We start from the raw sequence: 19,631 nt of genomic DNA on the forward strand, positions 1-19,631 counted from the left end.
CGGAACCCGGCCCTCCGGCATCGTTTTGTGGGACGCGGGGCGGTCTGGACTACTTTCCGGTGACGCCGCGGGCGGTCAGGTACTGGGTGATGACCCGGTTGAACTCGGCCGAGCGCTCCACCTGGGACCAGTGGCCGCACTGGGAGAAGATGTGCGCGTCGGCGTGGGGGATGGTGTTCAGCAGTTCCCAGGTGCGGGAAACCGGAATCACCACGTCCTGGACGCCGTGGATCAGCAGGACCGGGACCTCCATCTTGGCCAGGACATCGAAGTCCAGCGGCAGCTCGTAGCGGTCGCGGTCGCGCGCCGCGACGACGTCCTTGAGGCGGTCGGAGGCGGTGTCATTGAGGGCGGACTGGTAGCGCAGGGACACCAGCTCGTCGGTGACCAGGGACTTGTCCACCACGAACATCTCCAGGGTCTTGCGGATGCCGGCCTCAGACAGGTCCGGCTTGGAGTGCCCGGCCAGCGCGCCGGTCAGCTTCGCGCCGCCGGTGCCCATGGACACGACGCCCAGCAGGCGCTCCGGGAAGTCGATGGCGAACTGGAAGGCCAGCCAGCCCCCCAGGGAGTTGCCCACGATCCAGGTCTTCTCGATGCCCAGGGCGTCGAGCACGCGCACCGCGTGGCGGACCCATTCCTTGATCCCGTACTCGGTGCCGGGGGCGACCACCGACTGGCCGTAGCCGATCGAGTCGATCGCGATGCAGCGCCCCAGCGCGGAGAGTTCAGGCAGGTTCAGCCACCAGTTGGCGGCGGCGGTCACGCCGGTGCCGGAGCCGTGGAGGAACAGGATCGGGGTGCCCTCACCCAGCTCGTGGTAGTGGGTCAGCTCGCCACCGGCGGTCTCAAGCCACTTGTCCTCCAGCCCGAAGAACGTGTCGGTCGTGTAGTCGGGGATCTCGATGGTGGTCATGCACACTCCTTGGAATCCGTGGCGGCGCCCCGCGGCGCGCAAACGGCTGCTGTCCGGCCCCTGCGCAGGGGCCCTCACCTTCCACAGTAGGCAGGGTGCCGGACCCTTGCCGCACCCCGTTCCGCCCAACGGCACGCCAACCTCCGGGTCTGCGCCCCGGCAGGATATGGCCGCTGCGCGCGGAACCGGGCCGACCCGTTGTGTCCTGCCGGACGGGCACGTAGCGTGGCCCGGAAGGGCGAGGCGTCCGCGGACGCCACCATCCGACGAGGGGACATTGTGGTGCCACCATCGAACAGCCGCAACGGGACGGGCGGCCGCGGATTGCCGCGGGAAGCCGCCGTCTATTCGCTGTCCGCAGCGATAGTGGGGCGCGCCGTCGATTCGATGGCCCCGGAGTTCGTGCGCTGGCACGACCCCCTTGGCCCCGCCGACGCGGGACGCCGGGACCTGGCGTTGGTGAAGGACTTCCTGAAGACGTTCGCGGACCTGGCCGAAACCTCCTCGGCCACGGACCTGGCCCCCGGCCTGCTGCGGACAGCGCTGGAGAGCGACCCGCGCAGCGGCGATCCGGAGCGGATGGAGTCCCTCTCCGGGGCACTGGCGCTCTACGTGAACTTCCTGGGGCAGACCGGACGGTGGACCGGCAGCGACGCGGACTTCGACCGCGTCCTGGACCTGCTGGACAGCAACGACGCCCCGGACCCGCTCCTGTCCGACCTCCACATTCCGGACCTGACGGTGGAGCAGGAGGCCGCGGCGCTGGCCGCGCTGCCGGTGGTCCGCCGGGGCCTGGACCTGCTGGCCTGGATCGGCGGAGGCCGCGAGGCCACGGCGTCGGGCCTGCTGCGGCGCCGGGACATCGAGGAGGCCGCGGCCTGCATCGGAGTGCGCGCCCGCGGCGCCGGAAGCGGCGGCCCGGACGCCCAGGATGCCGGTGACGGCACGCGCGTGGTGCGCAGCATGGCGGAGGTGCCGCAGCTGGTGACCGTCCTGACCGCGCTGCACACCGTGGGCGCCACCCGCCTGGTGGCCTCGCGCATCGTGCCGGGCCCGGCCGCGGAGATCCTGCTGGCTGGCCCGGACGACGGCGGGACGGAGTGGCTGGGCGCGGCCCGCGACTTCGTGACCGAGTTCCTGGCCTGCGATCTGGACCGCATCGAAGACGGCCGCCACGGGCCCGAGGTGGCCGAACTGGCGCTGACCCTGCTGGCAACCGGCTCCTCCGACCATCCCACGCCGCTGGATTGGCTGCTGGCGGCCCCCGACCGTGCCGGCGCGGCGGAGCGCAGCGCGGCCCGCCGCACCGCCCGGGCCGGCCACCGGCTGGTCCGCGAATGGGAGGACTGGGGCCTGCTCGCCGTCGGGACGGCGCTGTGCGTTCCCGACGTCGTGCGGGCCAGCGTGGCGGAGATCCTTGCCGACGGCTTGGGCGGAGTGTGGGCCGCAGGTGACGAGCCGCGTCCCGAGGACCGCTTCCTTGAGCGGCGGCTGGCGGCGCTGCTGGACGAGACCTGAGGCACGGCCACCCGCGCCACCGCCGGGGACGGAGAGGGAAAACGGGGCGCCAAAAACCCCGGCGCCGGCACGGGAGAACGATTCCGGGATTTCGGGCGTTTAATCGTTACAGCAGGTTTCCCTTGGAAGGACCGCCATGAATCTCGTTGGAGCCTCCGATCTGGACATCTTCCCGTTGGTGCTGGGCGGCAACACCTTCGGCTGGACCTCGGACGAGGCGGAGTCGCACGAGGTGCTCAGCGCGTTCGTCGCCGAGGGCGGAACGATGATCGACACCGCGGACGGCTATTCGCACTGGGTGCCCGGGCACTCCGGCGGCGAATCCGAGCGCATTCTGGGGTCCTGGCTGGCTGGCCGGGACGACCGCGACGACCTGCTGATCGCCACCAAGGCCGGCTCCCACCCCGAATACCGGGGGCTCTCCGCCCGTTCGGTCAAGGCCGCCGCCGAGGCCTCGCTGGGCCGGATGGGCATCGACACGATCGACCTCTACTACGCGCACCGCGACGATCCCACGGTCCTGCTGGAGGAAACCGTCCGCGCCTTCGGGGACCTGGTGCAGTCGGGCAAGGTCCGCTACATCGGCCTGTCCAACTACTCCCCCGACCGTGTGCGGGAATGGCTCCGGCTCTCCGCGGAACTGGGGGTGCCGCGGCCGATTGCCCTGCAGCCGCACTACAACCTGGTGGCGCGCAACCCCTACGAAGACCGGGTGGCGCCCCTGGCCCTCGCCGAAGGACTCGGCGTCCTGCCGTATTCCGCGCTGGCCTCCGGCTTCCTCAGCGGCAAGTACCGCTCCGCGGCGGACGCGGTCGGGGCTGAGCGCGCCGCGCACGTGTCCCGGTTCTTCTCCCCCGCCGGACTGGCCGTGCTGGACGAACTGCACCGGATCGGCAGCCGGCTCGGCGAGGAACCGGCGAGCGTGGCCCTGGCGTGGCTGCGCTCCCGCGGCGAGGTCACCGCGCCGATCGCGAGCGCCCGGAACGTGGTCCAGCTCAGCGCGCTGATGGCCGGGGCACGGCTGAAGCTGAACCGCGAGGACGTGCGTGCGCTGAACGAGGCCTCCGCCGAAGGGGGCATGGTCCAGTACGAGGATGCCCAGCAGGAGGACGCCCCGTAGAAGGACGCCCGCCGGACTACTTCAGGTATGCCCCGTGGATGTATCCGGTCTTGCCGGCGTAGGTGACCTTCTTCCAGAGCCCGGAGGTGCCGTTCACCGTCACCTTCGTTCCGGCGCGCAGCATCCCGTGGGAGGCGTAGGTGGTGGAGGGTCCCTTGCGGAAGTTGACCGCTGCGGTCGTGCTCGTGGACGCGGATGCGGCGACCGTTCCGTCGGTCAGCTGCGACGCCGGCGCCCAGCCGGTGGTGGAGCCGACGGTGATCCGCCGCCAGGCCCCGTTGCGAGCGTCCACGGACACGACGGCGCCCTTGGCGAGGATCTTCACCACGGCCTGCGCGTCGGAGGGGCCCTTGCGGACGTTGACGGTGGTGGTGGTCCGGTAGCTGGACGGGGCGAGGGCCGTGGTGCCCGCCGGCGCGGCGGCCGCGGCAGGGGTTGCCAGGTAGCTGGTGGAGACCCACCCGGTGGTGGAACCGGCCTTGACCTGGGACCAGGTGCCCTTCACCGAGACGACGGTGACGCTGGTTCCCTTGGAAAGCACCTTCAGCACGCGGTATCCGGTGCCCGCGCCGGAGCGCAGGTTCAGGTTCGCGGCGGTCTTGAACACGACCGAGGGCGCCGCGGAGGGCTTGGCGGGTGCCGGCGCGGTGGTGGCCGCCGAAATCTTTTTCAGGTAGGCGGTGGACACCCAGCCGGTGGTGGATCCGGCCGTGACGCGCGTCCAGGAGCCTTGGGTGCCCAGCGCGGTCACGGCGGTCCCCTTGGCCAGGACCTTCTGGATGCCGTAGGTGGTGCCCGCTCCCTTGCGCAGGTTCAGCCCCGCCGTGGTGGTGTGCGTGGCCGCGGCCGGGGTGGTTGACGGCGTCGAGGGGGTGGACGGGGCCGGCGTCGTGGGCGTCCCGCCGGTGGTCGAGGCCAGGTAGCTGGAGTACACCCAGCCGCTGGTGCCCGAGTAGGTGACCTTGTACCAGCCGTTGGTGGATGCCACGGCGGTGACCACGGCCCCGCGCGGCAGGACCTTGACGACGTTGTACGTGTTGCCGGCGCCGGCACGCATGTTCACCCCGGAAACGACCTTGTAGCGGCCGGACAGGGGCGTCGTGGTGGTGGAGCCCCCGCTGGAGACGGGGGTGGTGCCGCCGGTGGAAGGGCCTGCGGAAGATCCCGGGGATGTGGAGCCGGCGACCTTGGACGGGGAGACGGCGGAGTGCGCGACCCAGCCGGTGAGGCCCTTGGCGGTGACCCTGACGTAGCCGTTGCTCATGTCTGCGGGGACTCCCGTCATTTGGGTGTTGACCGGCAGGACGACCAGCGGCAGGGCCGCGGCGTTCGGCTGGGAAAGAAGGCTCACCTGCTTGGCCGCATAGTAGCTGCAGGACGAGGGCACTACCGAAGAATATACGCGCCCGGCATTGCCCTTGAGGTCGACGCCGCGGGCCTTGAGCCAAGTGGTGGAATCCAGCGAGGTTCCGGTGTACCAGGCCCCTTCCCACACCTCCAGGTGCAGGTGCGGCGCGGTGGAGGGCCCGGAGGAGCCGACCAGGCCGATCTGCTGCCCGGCCTTGACCACGGAACCGGCCTTGACGTGGGTGGTTGCGTTCCACATGTGGACGTAGACGGAGTGGTAGGTCCTGCCGCCGATGACGTGCTTGACCACGATGTAGCCGCTGGTGGAGCTGGTCCCGTTGTTGGTGCGGGTCACGGTGCCGTCGGCGATCGCGTAGATGGGATCGTTGTTGGCGGCGGCCAGGTCCTGTCCGCGGTGGAACGTGGAGCCGCCGATCACCGGAATGCAGCGCGGCCCGTACTGGGAGGAGTACCGGTAGGAGCCGGCCTTGAGCGGCAGGACCAGCTTCGTGGCGGTCGTTGCCGTGACGGGCCCGGGGACGACGCCGAGACGCGGCTGGGCGGCCAGGACGGCGGGATCGGCGGCGGCGGGAGCGGCGGCGGCCACGGCCTGGCCGGAAACCAGCACGGTGGCGGCCAGCATAGTGGTCACCGGTACTGCGAACGTGCGCTGTGAAGCGGCCATGCGGACACCTGCCATCCAGCCGGGCGGACCCGGGCGACGAGTCGTTCATTGGGGTGACCAGTGAAGACGCGGGCCACAAGATCCCAGCCTAAGCGAAACAACACTAATCACATAAGTATCAATATGCACATTTGCCACACCGTTATCATCGGATTCACCGTCGGGCCACGCAGGGGCGTCTGGGAGAGCGTCCGGCCGGCTCCCGCACCTGGCTTCGCTCGGCGCGGGCCCCTCGCCGCCTACTAGACTTGGGGACCATGGGCAGCACCGAATCCGTCCGCATCGACGCCTGGCTCTGGGCGATCCGCGCCTACAAGACCCGTTCGGCGGCCACCGCCGCCTGCCGCGCCGGGCACGTGCGCCTGAACGGACGCCCGGTGAAAGCCGCGCAGACCGTCGTGGTCGGGGATGCCATCAGGGTGCGCCAGCCGGGTTTCGAGCGGCTGTTGGAGGTGGGCGCGCTGATCTCCAAGCGGGTCGGCGCCGAGGCGGCCGCCCGCTGCTACATCGACACCACGCCCGAGCGCCCCCGCGAACTGGTCCCCAGCGTCCCGGTGCGCGACCGCGGCACGGGGCGTCCCACCAAGAAGGACCGCCGCGACATGGAAAAGCTGCGCGGGTAGCGGCGCCGGACCGGGGCCGGCGGGACCGTAACGCCGCAGTAACGGGCCGGATCGATCCTGATACCAGGCGGCGTGCACTCCACGACGCCCTGCCCACCCCCAGGGAGCGCCCATGCCTCTCAACCACGGATACGGCGTCGTCATCGGCACGCGGCACCACTACCACCGCGATCCGGTCAACGACTACGGCCAGTACTTCCACGGGAACCTGTACGTTTCAGCGCCGGCGGGGACCTACCACTGCGCCATTGACGTCGACAGCAAGTTCCTGCCCAACGGGGTCCAGTGGAAGACCGTCGAGCTGCCCGCATCCACGCTCAAGGGGATCGATGCCCTGTCCAACGGGTGGCACCTTCTGGCCGCCTCCCCCGCCAGCGGGGCCCTAGACTACATCCGCAATCCCGACCTGCGCCCGCTGAAGCCCGGGTGCCTGCTCGGGGCGACGGGCATCTGGGCCCGCCTGCTCGGGCCCCTTATGCACGATCAGCCCTGGAAATCGGGGCGGAGCACCGATGCGCTGGCCGAGCTCGAACCCCTGATCGACGCCTCCCAGCGGCTGTTCGTCTTCGGCGAGCCGTTCCACGACGGCACCCTGGGTGTCCACAACATCCACCAGAACCAGGGCGATCCGCCCGGCACCGAGTGGTCAGCGGAGAACGGCATCTGGCAGGACGGGGCCACCCTGGCCCAGCGCACCGACGGCTCCTACGCGGTCTTCTGCAACAAGTTCAAGACGCAGGCCTCCGTCACGGACAGCACCGGCAGGCCGGCCTGAAGCGGGCCGGGCGAACTAGAGCCCTGCGCCGCGAACCGGCCTAGGATGAAGTCATCCGCACCGCAGACCGAAAGGACCTGCCATGGGCAGCCTCCGCAAGTACCACCAGGACAGGAAGCACTGGAAAGACCTGACCAAGGCCCAGCAGGCCCGGGTTCTCTCCCTCGGGGCCCTGCAGATCGCCCTGCAGACCGCCGCCATCAAGGACATCACCAAGCGTCCGGCCTACCAGATCAAGGGCCCCAAGGCCGCGTGGATCGCCGGCACCTTCATCAACTTCATCGGCCCGATCGCCTACTTCGTCTTCGGGCGCCGCAAGGCCTGAGCCCGGCGGCGTCCGACATGGTGACCACAACGCGCGCCTCCGGCGTCCGTGGCCTTGCCCTCCGGGCGGCGCAGGCGCTGCGCTGGCTGGTGGTGGCCGCCGCCGTCGTGCTGCTGGGGCTGACCGCGGCCCCGGCCGCGCACGCGGTGCCGGCCACCGACCTGGTGGTGGAGGACGACGCCGGCGTGCTGTACCTGCCGCAGCTCGAGTCCGCCGTCGCGGGCCTGGACTTCTACGAGCCGACCACCGTCGCCGTCTACACGCGCCGCGGCGAGGCGTCCGACAACCTCAACGAGGTGGTCCTGGCGTTCGCCCGCGCGGAGCACCCGGAGTGGATCACCGCCGACGGGCAGAAGTGGGCCGACGGCCTGTTCCTGATCGCCCTGGACCCGGACGGGCGCCAGGTCGGCACGTACTTCGGCGAGGACCGGAAGGTCAGCCTCGACCAGCAGGAGGAGATCCAGGAGGCGACCAAGGACGCCTACCGGGAGGCGCGCTGGACGGACGGCACGATCGACGGGATCGCCAAGGCCGCAGACCTGATGAACCGCCCCTGGTACCGTTCCCCCGCCCTGTACATCGCGGGCGCGGCGGCGGCCGTGATCGGACTGGGCGCGCTCGGCACGGCGAAGGCGGTGCGGGCCGGCCGCCGCCGACTCTTCGCCGAACTGCTGGAGCGGGGCGAGGCGTCCTACGCGTCCGTCACCACCGACCTGGAGGCCACCGAGCTGAACGCGCGCACGGTGCCGGAGGACTCGGCCTACGGGCGGCTGCTGCTGGAGAAGTTTTCCGGTTTCGAGGAACGCCATTCCGAGGCGACGCGGATGCACCAGGACCTGCTGGGACTGGGCAAGAGGGCGCGCTCGCGAAAGGAAGCGGTCCGCAAGGCCGAACGGTTCGAGGAGCTGGCCCTGTCCCTGGACGGACTGGACGACGCGATAGCCCAGGCCAACGACCTGCTGAACATGTCCAACCACTGGCGGAAGGCCTGGAGGGCCCAGACCGCGGGCCTGCGGGAGGACCTGGACGGGATCCCGCAGCTTCTTGCGGGCGCCGGAACCGACGCCGCCAGCGCCCGCGCCCTGCGCCTGTTCGCCGAAGGCGCCCGGGAACGGCTGGAGGCCTGCGGCGCCGGCCTGGCCGACCGGACCCTGACCCCCGACCAGGCGCTCGACGCCGTGCGGAGGGCCCGCGAGGAACTCACCGGCCTGTTGGCCGCCCATGCGGACACCGTGGTCGAGGCCGCCACGCGGAGCAAGCAGGAGGCGGACCTGATGCGCGCGGAACTGGAGAAGGCCCGCGAGCAGGAGCGCCTGCGGACCCGCAGCCACGGCACGATCATCGACGTGGGCTACCCGAACCTGGGCGGCCGCGGCGTTATCGCCTACTCCGCGGGTTTCAGCAGCGGGCGCTCGGCCGTGGAGGAGGCGCGCACCAGCGCCTCGTCCTCCCCCAGCACCGGCTACGGTTCCAGCGGAGGAAGCTTTTCGGGCTCCGGCAGTTCCTCCCGGTTCTAGCGCCCGTCCGGGGCGGGGCCGCGGCCTAAGCTGGGGGAATGGAAAACGTTGAATCCGCCGCGGCGCCGGACACCGCGCAGGACCCAGCGCCAGCCGTGGACCACCGGGGACTTGCCGTGGCGCTGATGGACATTTCCTTCGACGTGCGCCGAAAATCCCTCGAGGGCACGGGCCTGCCTCCGCTGCCGAACGCGTTGATTGAGATCCTGCGCGTGGTGGAGAACCAGCCTGGGATCACGGTCGCCGAGGTGGCCTCCCGGCTGGGACGGCAGTTCAGCAACGTCAGCACCCAGCTGCGCGAACTGGTCGCCCGCGGGCTGGTCACCCGCACCCGCGACGCCACCGACAAGCGTTACGTCACTCTTCATCCCACCGACGAATCCTTGCGGATCAAGACGCTCCTGGAGACGGCTTGGGCCGATGTGCTGGCAACAGCGACCGCGCAGCTGCTGCCGGAGGAGCAGGCCCGGATCCGGGCCAGCCTGCCCGCCCTCCAGCGCCTCGCCTCGATCATTGGGCAGCCGGGCTGATCCCGCCGAGTTCGGACCGCTTCCGTTCATCACTTATACTTTTGTAAGTATTACTTTGAGGAAGTGTGGAAACAGTGACGACAGCAACGACCAGCGCGCCGCCCAATCAGCAACCGGGCACATCCCGAAAAGCCTGGATGGCCTTGATCTTCTTTTCCCTGGCGCAGCTGATGGTGGTGCTCGACGGCACCATCGTGAACCTCGCCCTGCCCCGCCTGCAGGAGGAACTGGGCATCAGCGATTCGACCCGCTCGTGGGTCGTGACCGGCTATGCGCTGGCCTTCGGCGCCCTCCTGCTGCTCGGCGGACGCATCGCGGACTTCTGGGGCCGGAAGAAGGCCTTCATCTGGGCCTCCGCGGGCTTCGCCGCGGCCTCGGTCATCGGCGGCGTTGCGCAGGATGCCTCGGTACTCATCGGCGCCCGCGCACTGCAGGGCGTCTTCGCGGCGCTGCTGGCGCCGGCCGCGCTCGCCCTCTTGACCGTGGCGTTCCCGGGCGGGAAGAGCCGGGGCACGGCCTTCGCCATCTTCGGTTCGCTGAGCGGCGTTGGCGCGGCCATCGGCGTCCTCCTGGGCGGATACCTGACCGAGTACGTCTCCTGGCGCTGGTGCTTCTACGTGAACGTGCCCATCGCCATCGTGGCACTGCTCGGCGTCGCCTACAGCGTCACGGAAAGCAAAGCCGACGGCGACACCAGGTACGACTGGCCCGGCGTCGTCCTGGCCGCGCTCGGCCTGGGCTCCCTGGTCTACGGCTTCACCAACGCCGAGCACGGCTGGGCCGCCCCCGAGGCGTGGGGCTTCATCCTGGCCGGCGCCGTCCTGATGGTGCTGTTCGTCCTGGTCGAGCGGAGTGTCAGGCACCCGCTGCTGCCGCTGCGCGTGGCCACCGAACGCAACCGGGGCGCCGCGTTCCTGGCCTCGTTCCTGGCGGGCGCCGTCCTCATCGGCGGCATCCTGTTCATCAACTTCCACCTCCAGATCGTGCTCGGCTTCGCGCCGTTCATGGCCGGCCTGGCCTCGCTGCCCATGACCGTCGTCCTGATCCTCACTGCCGGAATCGTCGCCAAGAACCTGCCCAAACTCGGCGCGAAGATCCCCACGGCGGCCGGTCCGGTCTTCATGGCGGCCGCCATGCTGTGGCTCACCCGGGTGAGCGCTGACGGCACCTACCTCGTCGACATGCTGCCCGCCCTGGTCCTGATGGGCGTGGGCCTGGGCCTGGTCTTCGTGCCCATGCAGAACCTCGCCCTGTTCGGCGTCGGCAAGGACGACGCCGGCGCCGCCAGTGCCCTGGTGAACGCATCCCAGCAGATCGGCGGCTCGCTGGGCATCGCCCTCTTCAGCACCATCGCGGCCGCCGCCACCGCCGCCGCGGGCGGACCGATGCTGGAGGCTTTGTCCGCCGGCTACTCCGCGGTCTTCCTCTGGGCCGCGGTTCTCGCCCTCCTGATCGCGCCGATCGCCCTGGCGCTCATCACCATCGACAAGAAGACGTTCAGCGGCGCGGAGTCAGAGGTGCCGGCCGTCCACCTGTAGCCCGACGGCGGTACGCACCGGTACGGACGCACCGCCACGGACGCAAAGCGCCGCCCTCCCCCACGATGGGGAGGGCGGCGCTCTGGTTCCGGGCCAAACCGTCCGGCGCCCGACGGCACCGGCGGATCGGCTAGTGCACAAGTCGTTTAATGCACCCGACCTCTTAAAGCACGAGGCCTCCTAATGCACCAGGTCGGCGGTGGCCTCCGGCTCGGCTGCCTGCTGGTGTTCGTTGCGGATGCCGTGCAGGCCGATCAGGCTCAACAGGGCCGCGGCGAGGGCGGCGAGGGCGACCACCGTGAACGCGAGGGAGAACCCGTTGCCCAGGGCCTGCAGGGCTATCTCGTGGGCGGCCGAGCCCGGGACGCCCTGAGGCAGGCTGTTCAGCGCGATGGGTCCCCCGGCTTCGGCAATCCCGAGGGCCGGGCCGAGCTGGTCGGCCGGCAGACCGGAGGCTTGCAGCGCCGGGACCAGTTGGCTGCCGGCGGCGCTGAGGGCGATCGCGCCGACCAGCACCGGGCCGAGCGCGAAGCCGAGGTCGCGCAGCAGGTTGGTGGTGGCGCTGGCCATGCCGGTCTGGTGACGGGGCACGGAGGTGACAGCGATCGCCGTCATCGGGGACAGCGTCAGGGCGAAGCCGATGCCGACCAGCAGCGAGGGCAGCACGAAAGCGGTCACGTCGCGGTTGGCGACGTCGTTCTGGCTGGCCAGGAACGCCCCCGCACCCATCGACAGGAAGCCCACGGTCAGCAGCCAGCGCGCGGCGATGCGCTCCTGCAGGCGGTGGATCACCGGGATCAGGAAGAAGGCTGGGCCCTGAAGGAGCAGGAACAGCAGTCCGATGTAGAGCCCGTCCTGGTGCTGCACGGGGCCCAGCCACATGCTGGTAGAGAAGCAGGCGCCCAGGAAGGCGAACATGCCCACCACCGCGACGATGGACGACACCGTGAACTGGCGGTTGCGGAACAGGCGCAGGTCCAGCAGGGGGGACTCGACGCGCAGCTCGATCGCCACGAAGACCACGAGCATAACGGCCCCGATGACCAGGGAGGCGATCACGTGGGTGGCGGTCCAGCCGTCCTCCGGCCCCTGGACCAGGCCGAACAGCACCAGGATCAGGCCGATCGCGAAGGTTGTCTGGCCCCACAGGTCGGGCCGGCGGCCCTCCTGCTTCGCGGACTCCTGGGCGCGCAGCAGCGTGATGACGACGGCGGCGAGGCTGATGAGCGCGACGGCGGCATACGCGCCGCGCCACCAGCCGAACCCGGCGAACACCCCGCCGAGCAGCGGGGAGAGCGCGGAGCCGGCGGAGAGGAAGCCCGCCCAGACCGCGATGCCGCGGATGCGCTCCTTCGGGGTGCGGGCGACCGCCGCGACCAGCGCCAGCGTGGCCGGAAAGACGGCGCCGGCGCCGAGGCCGTTCAGCGCCGAACCGGCCCACATCCACTCGATCGTGGGCGAGAACGTGCACACGATCGAGCCCAGGACCATCAGGGCGGACCCGCCGGCGACCAGCTTGCGGTGCCCGAAGCGGTCTCCCAGCACCCCGAAGGTCAGTTCGAAGACCACGACCGGGATCATGAACGCCGCGGTGATCCAGGTCAGCTGCGAGCCGACGGTGTTGAAGGTCTGCTGGAACACGCCGTTGAGCGCGCCGGGCAGGGCGTTGGCGACCTGCGCGACCATCACGGCCAGGGAGGCCGCGGCCAAGGTGCCCTTGATGCGCGCCGGCGGAGCCGGGGGCGGCGGGGAGATGGGGGTCGGGGACCCGGGATCCTGAATCATGGTGCTCCTTTTGCTTGTGGTGGCCTTGCCGGTCGGAGAAGAGGTGGGCGCGCCTGGAGACGGAGCCCAGCACGGGCCCGACGGTGAGTGCTTCGAGGCAGGCCCGGCGGCAACGCAATCCTGCTGCGGCCGTTTTGCCGGGAGTGGCTGGGCATTGGCTGCCCCTGTGAGCATTTTCACTATTATTATGACAATTGACTTTACGGTGCGTCAACTGAATTTAGTGATTGAAATCTCAATCCTCTGCAAGTTGGGCTTTGAAGTTTCGTCTCGCGGTCCCTGAGACGGAATTGTCCGCGCCGAGTGCCGCGGTTTGCGCCATCCCGAGGGGTGAAATCCGTTCGGCCCCCTCCCCCGACGGCCGCCCTGCACCGTCGACTAACCTGACTCCGTGGCCAGTCTCCGAAAAGCACAGAAGCAGATGACCCGCCAGCTCCTGCTGCGGAAGGCCCTGGCGCTCTTCGACGAAAAGGGGTACGCGTCAACGACGGTCGACGACATCGCCGCCGCCGCCGACACGACCCGGACCACCTTCTATGCGCATTTCCCCTCGAAGGCCCACCTGATGCAGTCCCTGATCCAGGAGGCCAACAACATCCTCACCAGCACCGATTCGCCGCCCCTGCCGGCCGTGGTGCGCAGCGGGGAACGGAAGGAAATCAAGGCCTGGCTGGCCCGGAAGTTCGACCAGTGGGCGGCCATCCGCCCGTATGTCATCGCCGGCCACCAGGCTGCCGCCGTCGATCCGGACATCCAGGCGGCGCTGGACCGGTGGTTCGACGAAACCGTGGAGGAGATGCAGCAGGGCCTGGACCAGGCCGGCCGCTTCGACCCGGCGACGCGGCGGGACCGCTGCCTGCTGGCCTTCGGCGGCCTGGAGTTCCTGTCCCGGCGGTGGATGCGGCTGGGCTGGGACACCGACGGCGAACAGGCCTTGGACCTGCTGACCGACACCTGGTGCCACCTGCTGGCCGAATAGACGCCGAATGCGGGGCGCCGCCGGAACCGGCGACGCCCCGCATTCGGCGGGGAAAGCCTGGCGCGTGTCCCTGGATGCCTCCTTCCAGGGACGCGGACCCTGCTGAAGAGGGGGCATCGAAGCCGGCCGTGCCTAAAGCCAGCCGTTCCTAAAGCCAGCGTGGCGCGGCCGGGTCCTCGCGGTGGCTGGAGGTGATGCCGTCGCGGCTGCGGCCCAAGGCCCAGCCGGTCAAGGCCGGCAGGCTGCCGGAGACGACTTCCGGGTCGACGGCGTCCAGGTCGCCCCATTCAGTAGTGTTCAGCTCCGTGGTGTTCGGCGCGCCGGCGACCTTCAGGACCAGCCCCTTGTCCTGCCCCCGGGCCTTCCAGGTACCGGCGACGTCGCCCAGCAGCCGTTCGTTGACATGGTCCGGGATGTCGCTGAAGCGGGCGCCATTGTCCAGGTCCACGGCGTGGACCCAGATCTCGCGGGTGCGCATCCAAACGGTCTCCGCGGCGGGCACGGTGCGGCCCTGGGCGGTTTTGACCGGTTGGCCCCAGGCGTCGGGCGGGGTGTCGCGCCAGCTGACGTCCAGCGTGATCGCGGCGTGTTCGTGCAGGTGGCGCAGGGCGCGCGCCGGCAGCGTGGCGCCGGCGTCGATCTCCTGGTTGCGCGCGTCGGGCGAGGAATACATGGGGGTTTCCACGCCCGTGTTCGCCCACTCGATGAGCCGGGTGAGGGCGCGGGCGTTGTAGCCGATGTGCGCGACGGCGTGGGCCCGGCTCCAGCCCGGCAGCAGCGAGGGCTCCCGAAGCTGGTCGTCGGTGAGTTCGTTGAGCTTGCGTCCGAAGAACGCGGTCCCGCGCCGGACCGTGAGCAGTTCGGCCAGCAGGGTCGCATCGGTGGTCAGGTCATGGCGGGCAGTCATCGGTCCTCCCAAGGGTTGAGGAGTGGGGTTGAGGGGTGGGGCTTGGCGGGTGCCCGCCCGGTCCCGGCAGGAGGTGCCGGACCGGGCGGGCAGGGTACGGGTGGGGGCGGGTCAGACGGTGGCGGACACCGTGGCGACCGCGCGGTTGCGCAGGGTGCCGATGCCCTCGATGCTGGTTTCCACGGTCTGCCCGTCGGTGATGTACACCTCCGGGGTGCGGGCCCGGCCGACGCCGCCGGGGGTGCCGGTGATGATGACGTCGCCCGGGTTCAGGGTGATCATCGTGGAGACGTAGGAGACCAGGAACTCCGGGTCGAAGAGCAGGTCCCCGGTGGAGGCTTCCTGCATGACCTTGCCGTCCAGGACGGTGCGGATGGTGCCGCCGGGGGTCCATTCGTCGCCGGTGACCAGCACCGGGCCCAGCGGGGTCGACTTCTCCCAGTTCTTGCCCTGCAGCCACTCCTTGGTGCGGAACTGCCAGGTGCGCATGGAGATGTCGTTGCAGATGGAGTAGCCGGCGATGTGCCCGGCGGCCTCCTCCTGCGGGATGCGGCGGCCGGACTTGCCCACGATGACGGCCAGTTCGGCCTCCCAGTCGATCGCCTCGTCCTCGGCCGGCAGCTCGATCTCGTCGTTCGGACCGATCAGCGTCTCCGGGTACTTGGAGAACAGCGTCGGGTACTGCGGCAGGTCCCGGCCCATTTCCAGGATGTGCTTGCGGTAGTTCAGGCCCACGCAGACGATCTTGCCCGGGGTGGTCACCACGGAGGCCAGCTCGGCGCCGTCGACCGGGTGGGTGGCGCCGGCCGCGGCGGCCGCGCGCGCCTTCCACTCGGGGTCGCGGAGCAGTTCGGCGACGTCGGCGAAGCCGTCGATCTCGGTGTAGGTGTCCCCGTCCTGGCGGACGGCGACGGTTCCTGCGGGGGTGCGGAGGGTGGTCAGGCGCATTACTTGGTCATTCCTTCGATGTGGGTTCGGTTGAAGTTCAGGCGCTCCATGATCGGCTGGTCGCCGAACTGGAACAGGTCGAATTCGGTTTCGGCCTGCAGGGAGAAGGCGGCCCAGGACGGGACGACGAGCAGGTCGCCCTTCTCCAGCGGGTGGGTTTGCCCGTTGACCGTGATCGCCCCGCGGCCTTCGAAGACCTGGTAGACGCTGGAGCCGACCTCGCGGGTGACCGGAGTGGCGGCGCCGGGGCGCAGGCGGTGGAACTGGGCGCGGATGGTCGGCATGACGTCCCCGCCGGTGGTGGGGTTGACGAAGCGCACGGCCGCGTGGCCCTGATGGACGGTGGCCGGGTGGCCCTCGTCCTCGAGCAAAAGCTGCTCGGCCAGGGCGCGGTCGGTGTGTTCCCAGCGGTAGGCGCCGATCGGCGAGGACACGGTGTTCTCCAAGCCCGAAAGCGGGCGCAGGCCGGGGTTGGCCCAGAGCCGCTCGGACCGGGAGATGTCAGGGGTGGACTCGTCGGTCACCCGTTCGGTGCCGAACTCGAAGAAGCCGGCGTCGGCGTAGTGCACAAACGGGATGTCCAGCCCGTCGATCCAGGCCATCGGCTGGTCGGTTTCGTTGTGGTGGCCGTGGAAGTTCCAGCCCGGGGTCAGCAGGAAATCCCCGCGCGACATGCGCACCGGGTCCCCGTTCACCACGGTCCAGACGCCCTCGCCCTCGACGACGAAGCGGAAGGCGTTCTGCGAGTGGCGGTGCTCCGGCGCCGTCTCGTGCCCGCCCAGGTACTGGATCGCGGCCCACAGCGTCGGGGTGGCGTAGGGGCGCCCGCCCAGGCCCGGGTTCGCCAGCGCAATGGCGCGGCGCTCCCCGCCGCGGCCCACCGGCACCAGGTCCCCGGCCCGCTCGGCCAGCGGCAGCAGCGTGTTCCAGCGCCACACGTGCGGCACGGCCGCCGGCACCGGCGCCATGGGCATCAGGTCCCCGATTTCGGTCCACAGCGGGATCAGGTGCTCGGCCCCGAAATCGTCGTACAGCCTGTCCAGCTGTTCCTGCTCTTCCGGCGTCGGATCGGCGGCGATCATCTGGTTGTGGCTCATGGTGTCCCTCCTGGAAAGTGGGGGCTGCGAAGTGCGGCGCGGTTCCTGTTTTGAGGCTACGCAGCCCACTGCACGGTGGGGGACAAAGTTCTTTGGTGCAGAATTTATTGGGCGGAGCCGCCGACTTGGAAATCCAGCAGGTCGGCCTCGAGGCCCAGCTTGGCCTGCATCACGGCGCGGACCAGACCGGCGTCGTACACCTGCCGGAAGCGCGTGGACGGCACGGCCACCGAGAGGGCTCCGAGCAGGGTGCCCGCCCCGTTGTGCAGGGTGAGGCCGAGGGCACTGATGCCCTCCTCGGTCCCCTCGAAGTTGGCGGCGAAGCCGGCGGTCCGGATGGCGGCGAGCTCGCGCAGGAACGCCGGGAACTCGGCCGCGGAGACGCTGTCTCCGGCGATTTCGGCGCTGGGCTTGCCGTAGAGCTGGCGCAGCACGGCCTCCGGCAGTTCGGCCAGGATCGCCTTCCCGCCGGACGCCGCCCGGGCCGGCATGACCGAGCCTTGGCGATCCCCGATGCGCAGCAGGTTGGAGCCCTCCACGGTGCTCAGGAAGCGGACCTGGGTGCCCACGCGCACCATCAGGTTGACCGTCTCGTTCAGCCGGGACGCGAGCAGTTCCATGTGCGGCTGCGCGATGCGGCGCAGTTCCGCGGTCCAGCTGATGCCCGCCGGCGCGGCGCCCATCGCCGGGCCGGGCAGGTAGCGGCGCGACTCGTCCTGGACCGCGAACCCCCGGTAGACCAGCATCGCCAGGAGCCGGTGTGCGGTGGAAGGGGCCACGCCGAGTTCGGCGGCGGCGTCCTTCAGCCGGACCTGCCCCAGGTCCCGCAGCAGCTGCAGCAGGGTCAGCGCGTTGTCGACGGCGTCGATGGCGTAGGTGGGCTTGCGCTGCTGGCCCTTGGGATTCTGCATAACAGAATTTTATCGTTCCCTGGCCGCGAGGGGCACCACAGTGTGAGGAAACCGGTCCCGCGGGCAACCGCCCGGACCCCACCAGAGAGGCAAGACATGTCCACTTCCCCCAACGCATCCGATGTCCTGGTCGTCGGCGGCGGCATGGCCGGCCTGGCCGCCGCGATCGGCCAGCGCACCAACGGCGCCAGCGTCACGCTCGTCGAGCGGGCCCCCGAATTCGGCGAGGTGGGCGCCGGCCTGCAGCTGGCCCCCAACGCCACCCGCCTGCTCCAGCGCTGGGGCCTGCTGGAGAAGGTGATGGAGATCGGCGTGAAGCCGCGCCACCTCGTGTTCCGCGATGCGCTCTCCGGCGAGGAAATCGCCCGCCAGGACGTCGGCGCCCAGTTCCAGGCCACATATGGCGCCCCCTACGTGGTGGTCCACCGCCCGGACCTGCACCGCATCCTCGTGGAGGAGTGCCACCGGCTCGGCGTCGAACTGGCGAACGGCGTCGAGATCGAAAAGGTCGAGACCGCCGGGGACACCGCCACGGCCTTCGCCTCCACCGGCGAGACCTACCGGGCCGGCGTCGTGCTCGGCGCCGACGGCATCCGCTCCGCGCTCCGCCCTGCCGTTTCCGGCGACCAGCCGGTCGGCTCCGCCTACGTCGCCTACCGCGGCACCCGCCCGATCGCCGAGGTGGAGAACGCCCAGGACCTGGAGGACGTTGTGGTCTACCTGGGCCCGAACTGCCACCTGGTCCAGTACCCGCTGCGCAAGGGCGAACTGCTCAACACGGTCGCGGTCTTCAAGTCGCCCTCCTTCGAGCGCGGCATCGAGCAGGTTTCCGGCGTCGCCGAACTGGAGGCGGAACTGCAGGAGGCCTACAAGGACTGCGTTCCCGAGGTCCGCAACTCCCTGAAGAACCTCACCGCCAGCATCCGCTGGCCCATGTACGACCGCGATCCGATCCGGAACTGGGTGGACGGGCGCATGGCCCTGATCGGCGACGCGGCCCACCCGATGCTCCAGTACCTGGCCCAGGGCGCGTGCCAGGCCTTCGAGGACGCCGCGGTGCTGCAGGACGTCACCGCCGCCACGGTCTTCGCCGGCGAAGGCGTCGACGCCGGCGCCTGGGACGCCGCGCTCGCCGCCTACAACGAAGCCCGCGCCGAGCGCACGGCCACCGTCCAGCGCACCGCCCGCGTGTGGGGCGAGTCCTGGCACGTCGAGCCGGGCATCGCCCGCTCCCTGCGCAACACCCTGTTCAAGAACCGCGGCGACGACTACCGCTACACCGACTGGCTCTACGGCCAGGACGCGGCACCGGGCATCGCTGCTCCAAACCTGGCCGCGGCCAGAGCCTAGACGGCGGCTGCGTTTTCTCCGCGAAGACAGGGATCAAGCGGCTCCCGTCCCCGCTCAGGAGGCGGGAGCCGCTTGCCGCAGGCGGTGCCCGCTCCCCCTCCGGCGCCCCGGTCCTCCCCTACTCCCGGCCCGACTCCCGGCCCGACTCCCGGCCGGCCAAGACCTGCAGCGCATGGTCGTATCTGGCCCGCAGTCGCTCGCGCTCCTTTGCGGGCAGCAGCGCCGTGCGGCTGGGGTCCGTGTTGTCTGCGATGTCGGCGCGCTTGACGGCGAGGGCGACCGGGTTCTCCCGCAAGGCCCGGTAGTAGGCGTCAGGGTCCGAGCCCTCCTGGCCGCGCGGAGGCCTGGTCAGCAGCACGACGGCGTCCACCACCTCCGGGGCGATCCCCGCCTTGAGCAGGTCGTCCGGGATGACGCCGCAGTCCTCAACCACATCGTGCAGCCACGCGGCGGCCACCTCGACCGGATCCGCCAGGCGGGCCGCGACCCGCGCGGGGTGCAGGATGTAATCCACGCCAAGCTTGTCCGTCTGCCCGCGGTGGGCGATGGTGGCGATGGCCCGTGCCGCGGCCACCAGCGGGGTGCCGCCCCAAGGGCTGTCGTTCAGGAGGGCGTTTTTCGTTGCGAGGCTATCCATGGGCAACTCCAGGGTCCATGCGGCGCGGGCCATACCCTCGCCGGCACCATCAAGCTACCACCCGCCCCTGCCGCTTTGGCCCGCACCCAGGTCCTACCAGGCAGACGACGGCGGCGTCCGGCA

General features: G+C 70.4%; 18 protein-coding genes. 10 read left to right on the top strand and 8 right to left on the bottom strand.

Annotated elements, in window-relative coordinates:
* Positions 1–49 precede the first annotated feature (49 nt).
* Complete coding sequence (locus ABD912_RS15505) at positions 50–916, bottom strand: alpha/beta fold hydrolase (protein ID WP_345152121.1); 867 nt, start codon at positions 914–916, stop codon at positions 50–52.
* A 282-nt stretch (positions 917–1,198) separates the two neighbouring features.
* On the opposite strand from ABD912_RS15505, the gene ABD912_RS15510 reads away from it, so the two are divergent.
* Both ABD912_RS15510 and ABD912_RS15515 read left to right on the top strand, forming a co-directional pair.
* A complete protein-coding gene (locus ABD912_RS15510) occupies positions 1,199–2,434 on the top strand; it encodes a hypothetical protein (RefSeq protein ID WP_345152124.1) in 1,236 nt (411 codons plus the stop codon).
* 136 nt (positions 2,435–2,570) lie between these two features.
* Positions 2,571–3,554, top strand: coding sequence for an aldo/keto reductase (locus tag ABD912_RS15515; protein WP_345152125.1), 984 nt, complete (start codon positions 2,571–2,573; stop codon positions 3,552–3,554).
* Positions 3,555–3,570: 16 nt separating this feature from the next.
* Here ABD912_RS15515 and ABD912_RS15520 read toward each other — a convergent pair whose 3' ends face one another.
* The gene (locus ABD912_RS15520) at positions 3,571–5,586 is read right to left on the bottom strand and encodes an SH3 domain-containing protein (protein ID WP_345152128.1); all 2,016 of its coding nucleotides are present in this window, start codon (positions 5,584–5,586) and stop codon (positions 3,571–3,573) included.
* A gap of 257 nt (positions 5,587–5,843) precedes the next feature.
* Here ABD912_RS15520 and ABD912_RS15525 point away from each other — a divergent pair, with 257 nt between their 5' ends.
* The 6 genes from ABD912_RS15525 (at position 5,844) to ABD912_RS15550 (ending at position 10,894) form a co-directional block, all read left to right on the top strand.
* The gene (locus tag ABD912_RS15525; RefSeq protein ID WP_345152131.1) at positions 5,844–6,209 is read left to right on the top strand and encodes an RNA-binding S4 domain-containing protein; all 366 of its coding nucleotides are present in this window, start codon (positions 5,844–5,846) and stop codon (positions 6,207–6,209) included.
* Positions 6,210–6,321: 112 nt separating this feature from the next.
* On the top strand, positions 6,322–6,984 hold the full coding sequence (locus tag ABD912_RS15530) for a DUF2278 family protein (RefSeq protein ID WP_345152132.1): 663 nt from the start codon (positions 6,322–6,324) through the stop codon (positions 6,982–6,984).
* A gap of 82 nt (positions 6,985–7,066) precedes the next feature.
* Positions 7,067–7,309 (top strand): PLD nuclease N-terminal domain-containing protein, encoded by a 243-nt coding sequence (locus tag ABD912_RS15535; protein WP_345152133.1) that lies wholly within the window; start codon positions 7,067–7,069, stop codon positions 7,307–7,309.
* A gap of 17 nt (positions 7,310–7,326) precedes the next feature.
* Complete coding sequence (locus ABD912_RS15540; RefSeq protein WP_345152136.1) at positions 7,327–8,826, top strand: DUF5129 domain-containing protein; 1,500 nt, start codon at positions 7,327–7,329, stop codon at positions 8,824–8,826.
* Between the two features lie 38 nt (positions 8,827–8,864).
* On the top strand, positions 8,865–9,356 hold the full coding sequence (locus ABD912_RS15545) for a MarR family winged helix-turn-helix transcriptional regulator (RefSeq protein WP_345152138.1): 492 nt from the start codon (positions 8,865–8,867) through the stop codon (positions 9,354–9,356).
* A 137-nt stretch (positions 9,357–9,493) separates the two neighbouring features.
* Positions 9,494–10,894 carry an MFS transporter gene (locus ABD912_RS15550; RefSeq protein WP_345152140.1) on the top strand — a complete coding sequence of 467 codons (1,401 nt, stop codon included), beginning with the start codon at positions 9,494–9,496 and terminating at the stop codon, positions 10,892–10,894.
* 180 nt (positions 10,895–11,074) lie between these two features.
* On the opposite strand, the gene ABD912_RS15555 is transcribed toward ABD912_RS15550, so the two are convergent.
* Complete coding sequence (locus ABD912_RS15555; protein ID WP_345152143.1) at positions 11,075–12,679, bottom strand: MFS transporter; 1,605 nt, start codon at positions 12,677–12,679, stop codon at positions 11,075–11,077.
* A 421-nt stretch (positions 12,680–13,100) separates the two neighbouring features.
* Here ABD912_RS15555 and ABD912_RS15560 point away from each other — a divergent pair, with 421 nt between their 5' ends.
* Positions 13,101–13,658: a TetR/AcrR family transcriptional regulator gene (locus tag ABD912_RS15560; RefSeq protein ID WP_345152146.1), complete on the top strand. Its 558-nt coding sequence runs from the start codon at positions 13,101–13,103 to the stop codon at positions 13,656–13,658.
* A 148-nt stretch (positions 13,659–13,806) separates the two neighbouring features.
* On the opposite strand, the gene ABD912_RS15565 is transcribed toward ABD912_RS15560, so the two are convergent.
* The 4 genes from ABD912_RS15565 to ABD912_RS15580 all read right to left on the bottom strand — a co-directional run bounded on the left by ABD912_RS15565 (position 13,807) and on the right by ABD912_RS15580 (position 17,521).
* Entirely contained in the window at positions 13,807–14,565 is a 759-nt protein-coding gene (locus ABD912_RS15565; protein WP_345152148.1) for a maleylpyruvate isomerase family mycothiol-dependent enzyme, read from the bottom strand.
* Between the two features lie 111 nt (positions 14,566–14,676).
* Positions 14,677–15,513 carry a fumarylacetoacetate hydrolase family protein gene (locus tag ABD912_RS15570; protein ID WP_345152150.1) on the bottom strand — a complete coding sequence of 279 codons (837 nt, stop codon included), beginning with the start codon at positions 15,511–15,513 and terminating at the stop codon, positions 14,677–14,679.
* On the bottom strand, positions 15,513–16,610 hold the full coding sequence (locus ABD912_RS15575; protein WP_345152151.1) for a cupin domain-containing protein: 1,098 nt from the start codon (positions 16,608–16,610) through the stop codon (positions 15,513–15,515). The genes ABD912_RS15570 and ABD912_RS15575 overlap by 1 nt, the downstream gene beginning before the upstream one ends.
* Positions 16,611–16,714: 104 nt before the next feature.
* Complete coding sequence (locus tag ABD912_RS15580) at positions 16,715–17,521, bottom strand: IclR family transcriptional regulator (RefSeq protein ID WP_345152152.1); 807 nt, start codon at positions 17,519–17,521, stop codon at positions 16,715–16,717.
* Positions 17,522–17,617: 96 nt separating this feature from the next.
* Here ABD912_RS15580 and ABD912_RS15585 point away from each other — a divergent pair, with 96 nt between their 5' ends.
* Positions 17,618–18,871 carry an FAD-dependent monooxygenase gene (locus tag ABD912_RS15585; protein WP_345152154.1) on the top strand — a complete coding sequence of 418 codons (1,254 nt, stop codon included), beginning with the start codon at positions 17,618–17,620 and terminating at the stop codon, positions 18,869–18,871.
* A gap of 118 nt (positions 18,872–18,989) precedes the next feature.
* On the opposite strand, the gene ABD912_RS15590 is transcribed toward ABD912_RS15585, so the two are convergent.
* Positions 18,990–19,508: a phosphohydrolase gene (locus ABD912_RS15590; protein WP_345152156.1), complete on the bottom strand. Its 519-nt coding sequence runs from the start codon at positions 19,506–19,508 to the stop codon at positions 18,990–18,992.
* Between the last annotated feature and the right edge of the window lie 123 nt (positions 19,509–19,631).

Origin of the sequence: Arthrobacter ginkgonis (assembly GCF_039540195.1) — a bacterium.
Lineage (GTDB): Bacteria > Actinomycetota > Actinomycetes > Actinomycetales > Micrococcaceae > Zafaria > Zafaria ginkgonis.

Bases quoted from the DNA above. Each gene is read 5' to 3' on its own strand.
- ABD912_RS15535 (WP_345152133.1), top strand. From the start codon at position 7,067: ATGGGCAGCCTCCGCAAGTACCACCAGGACAGGAAGCACTGGAAAGAC.
- ABD912_RS15575 (WP_345152151.1), bottom strand. From the start codon at position 16,610: ATGAGCCACAACCAGATGATCGCCGCCGATCCGACGCCGGAAGAGCAG.
- ABD912_RS15550 (WP_345152140.1), top strand. From the start codon at position 9,494: ATGGCCTTGATCTTCTTTTCCCTGGCGCAGCTGATGGTGGTGCTCGAC.
- ABD912_RS15580 (WP_345152152.1), bottom strand. From the start codon at position 17,521: ATGCAGAATCCCAAGGGCCAGCAGCGCAAGCCCACCTACGCCATCGAC.
- ABD912_RS15525 (WP_345152131.1), top strand. From the start codon at position 5,844: ATGGGCAGCACCGAATCCGTCCGCATCGACGCCTGGCTCTGGGCGATC.
- ABD912_RS15545 (WP_345152138.1), top strand. From the start codon at position 8,865: ATGGAAAACGTTGAATCCGCCGCGGCGCCGGACACCGCGCAGGACCCA.
- ABD912_RS15540 (WP_345152136.1), top strand. From the start codon at position 7,327: ATGGTGACCACAACGCGCGCCTCCGGCGTCCGTGGCCTTGCCCTCCGG.
- ABD912_RS15520 (WP_345152128.1), bottom strand. From the start codon at position 5,586: ATGGCCGCTTCACAGCGCACGTTCGCAGTACCGGTGACCACTATGCTG.
- ABD912_RS15560 (WP_345152146.1), top strand. From the start codon at position 13,101: ATGACCCGCCAGCTCCTGCTGCGGAAGGCCCTGGCGCTCTTCGACGAA.
- ABD912_RS15570 (WP_345152150.1), bottom strand. From the start codon at position 15,513: ATGCGCCTGACCACCCTCCGCACCCCCGCAGGAACCGTCGCCGTCCGC.
- ABD912_RS15555 (WP_345152143.1), bottom strand. From the start codon at position 12,679: ATGATTCAGGATCCCGGGTCCCCGACCCCCATCTCCCCGCCGCCCCCG.
- ABD912_RS15530 (WP_345152132.1), top strand. From the start codon at position 6,322: ATGCCTCTCAACCACGGATACGGCGTCGTCATCGGCACGCGGCACCAC.
- ABD912_RS15505 (WP_345152121.1), bottom strand. From the start codon at position 916: ATGACCACCATCGAGATCCCCGACTACACGACCGACACGTTCTTCGGG.
- ABD912_RS15515 (WP_345152125.1), top strand. From the start codon at position 2,571: ATGAATCTCGTTGGAGCCTCCGATCTGGACATCTTCCCGTTGGTGCTG.
- ABD912_RS15565 (WP_345152148.1), bottom strand. From the start codon at position 14,565: ATGACTGCCCGCCATGACCTGACCACCGATGCGACCCTGCTGGCCGAA.
- ABD912_RS15590 (WP_345152156.1), bottom strand. From the start codon at position 19,508: ATGGATAGCCTCGCAACGAAAAACGCCCTCCTGAACGACAGCCCTTGG.
- ABD912_RS15585 (WP_345152154.1), top strand. From the start codon at position 17,618: ATGTCCACTTCCCCCAACGCATCCGATGTCCTGGTCGTCGGCGGCGGC.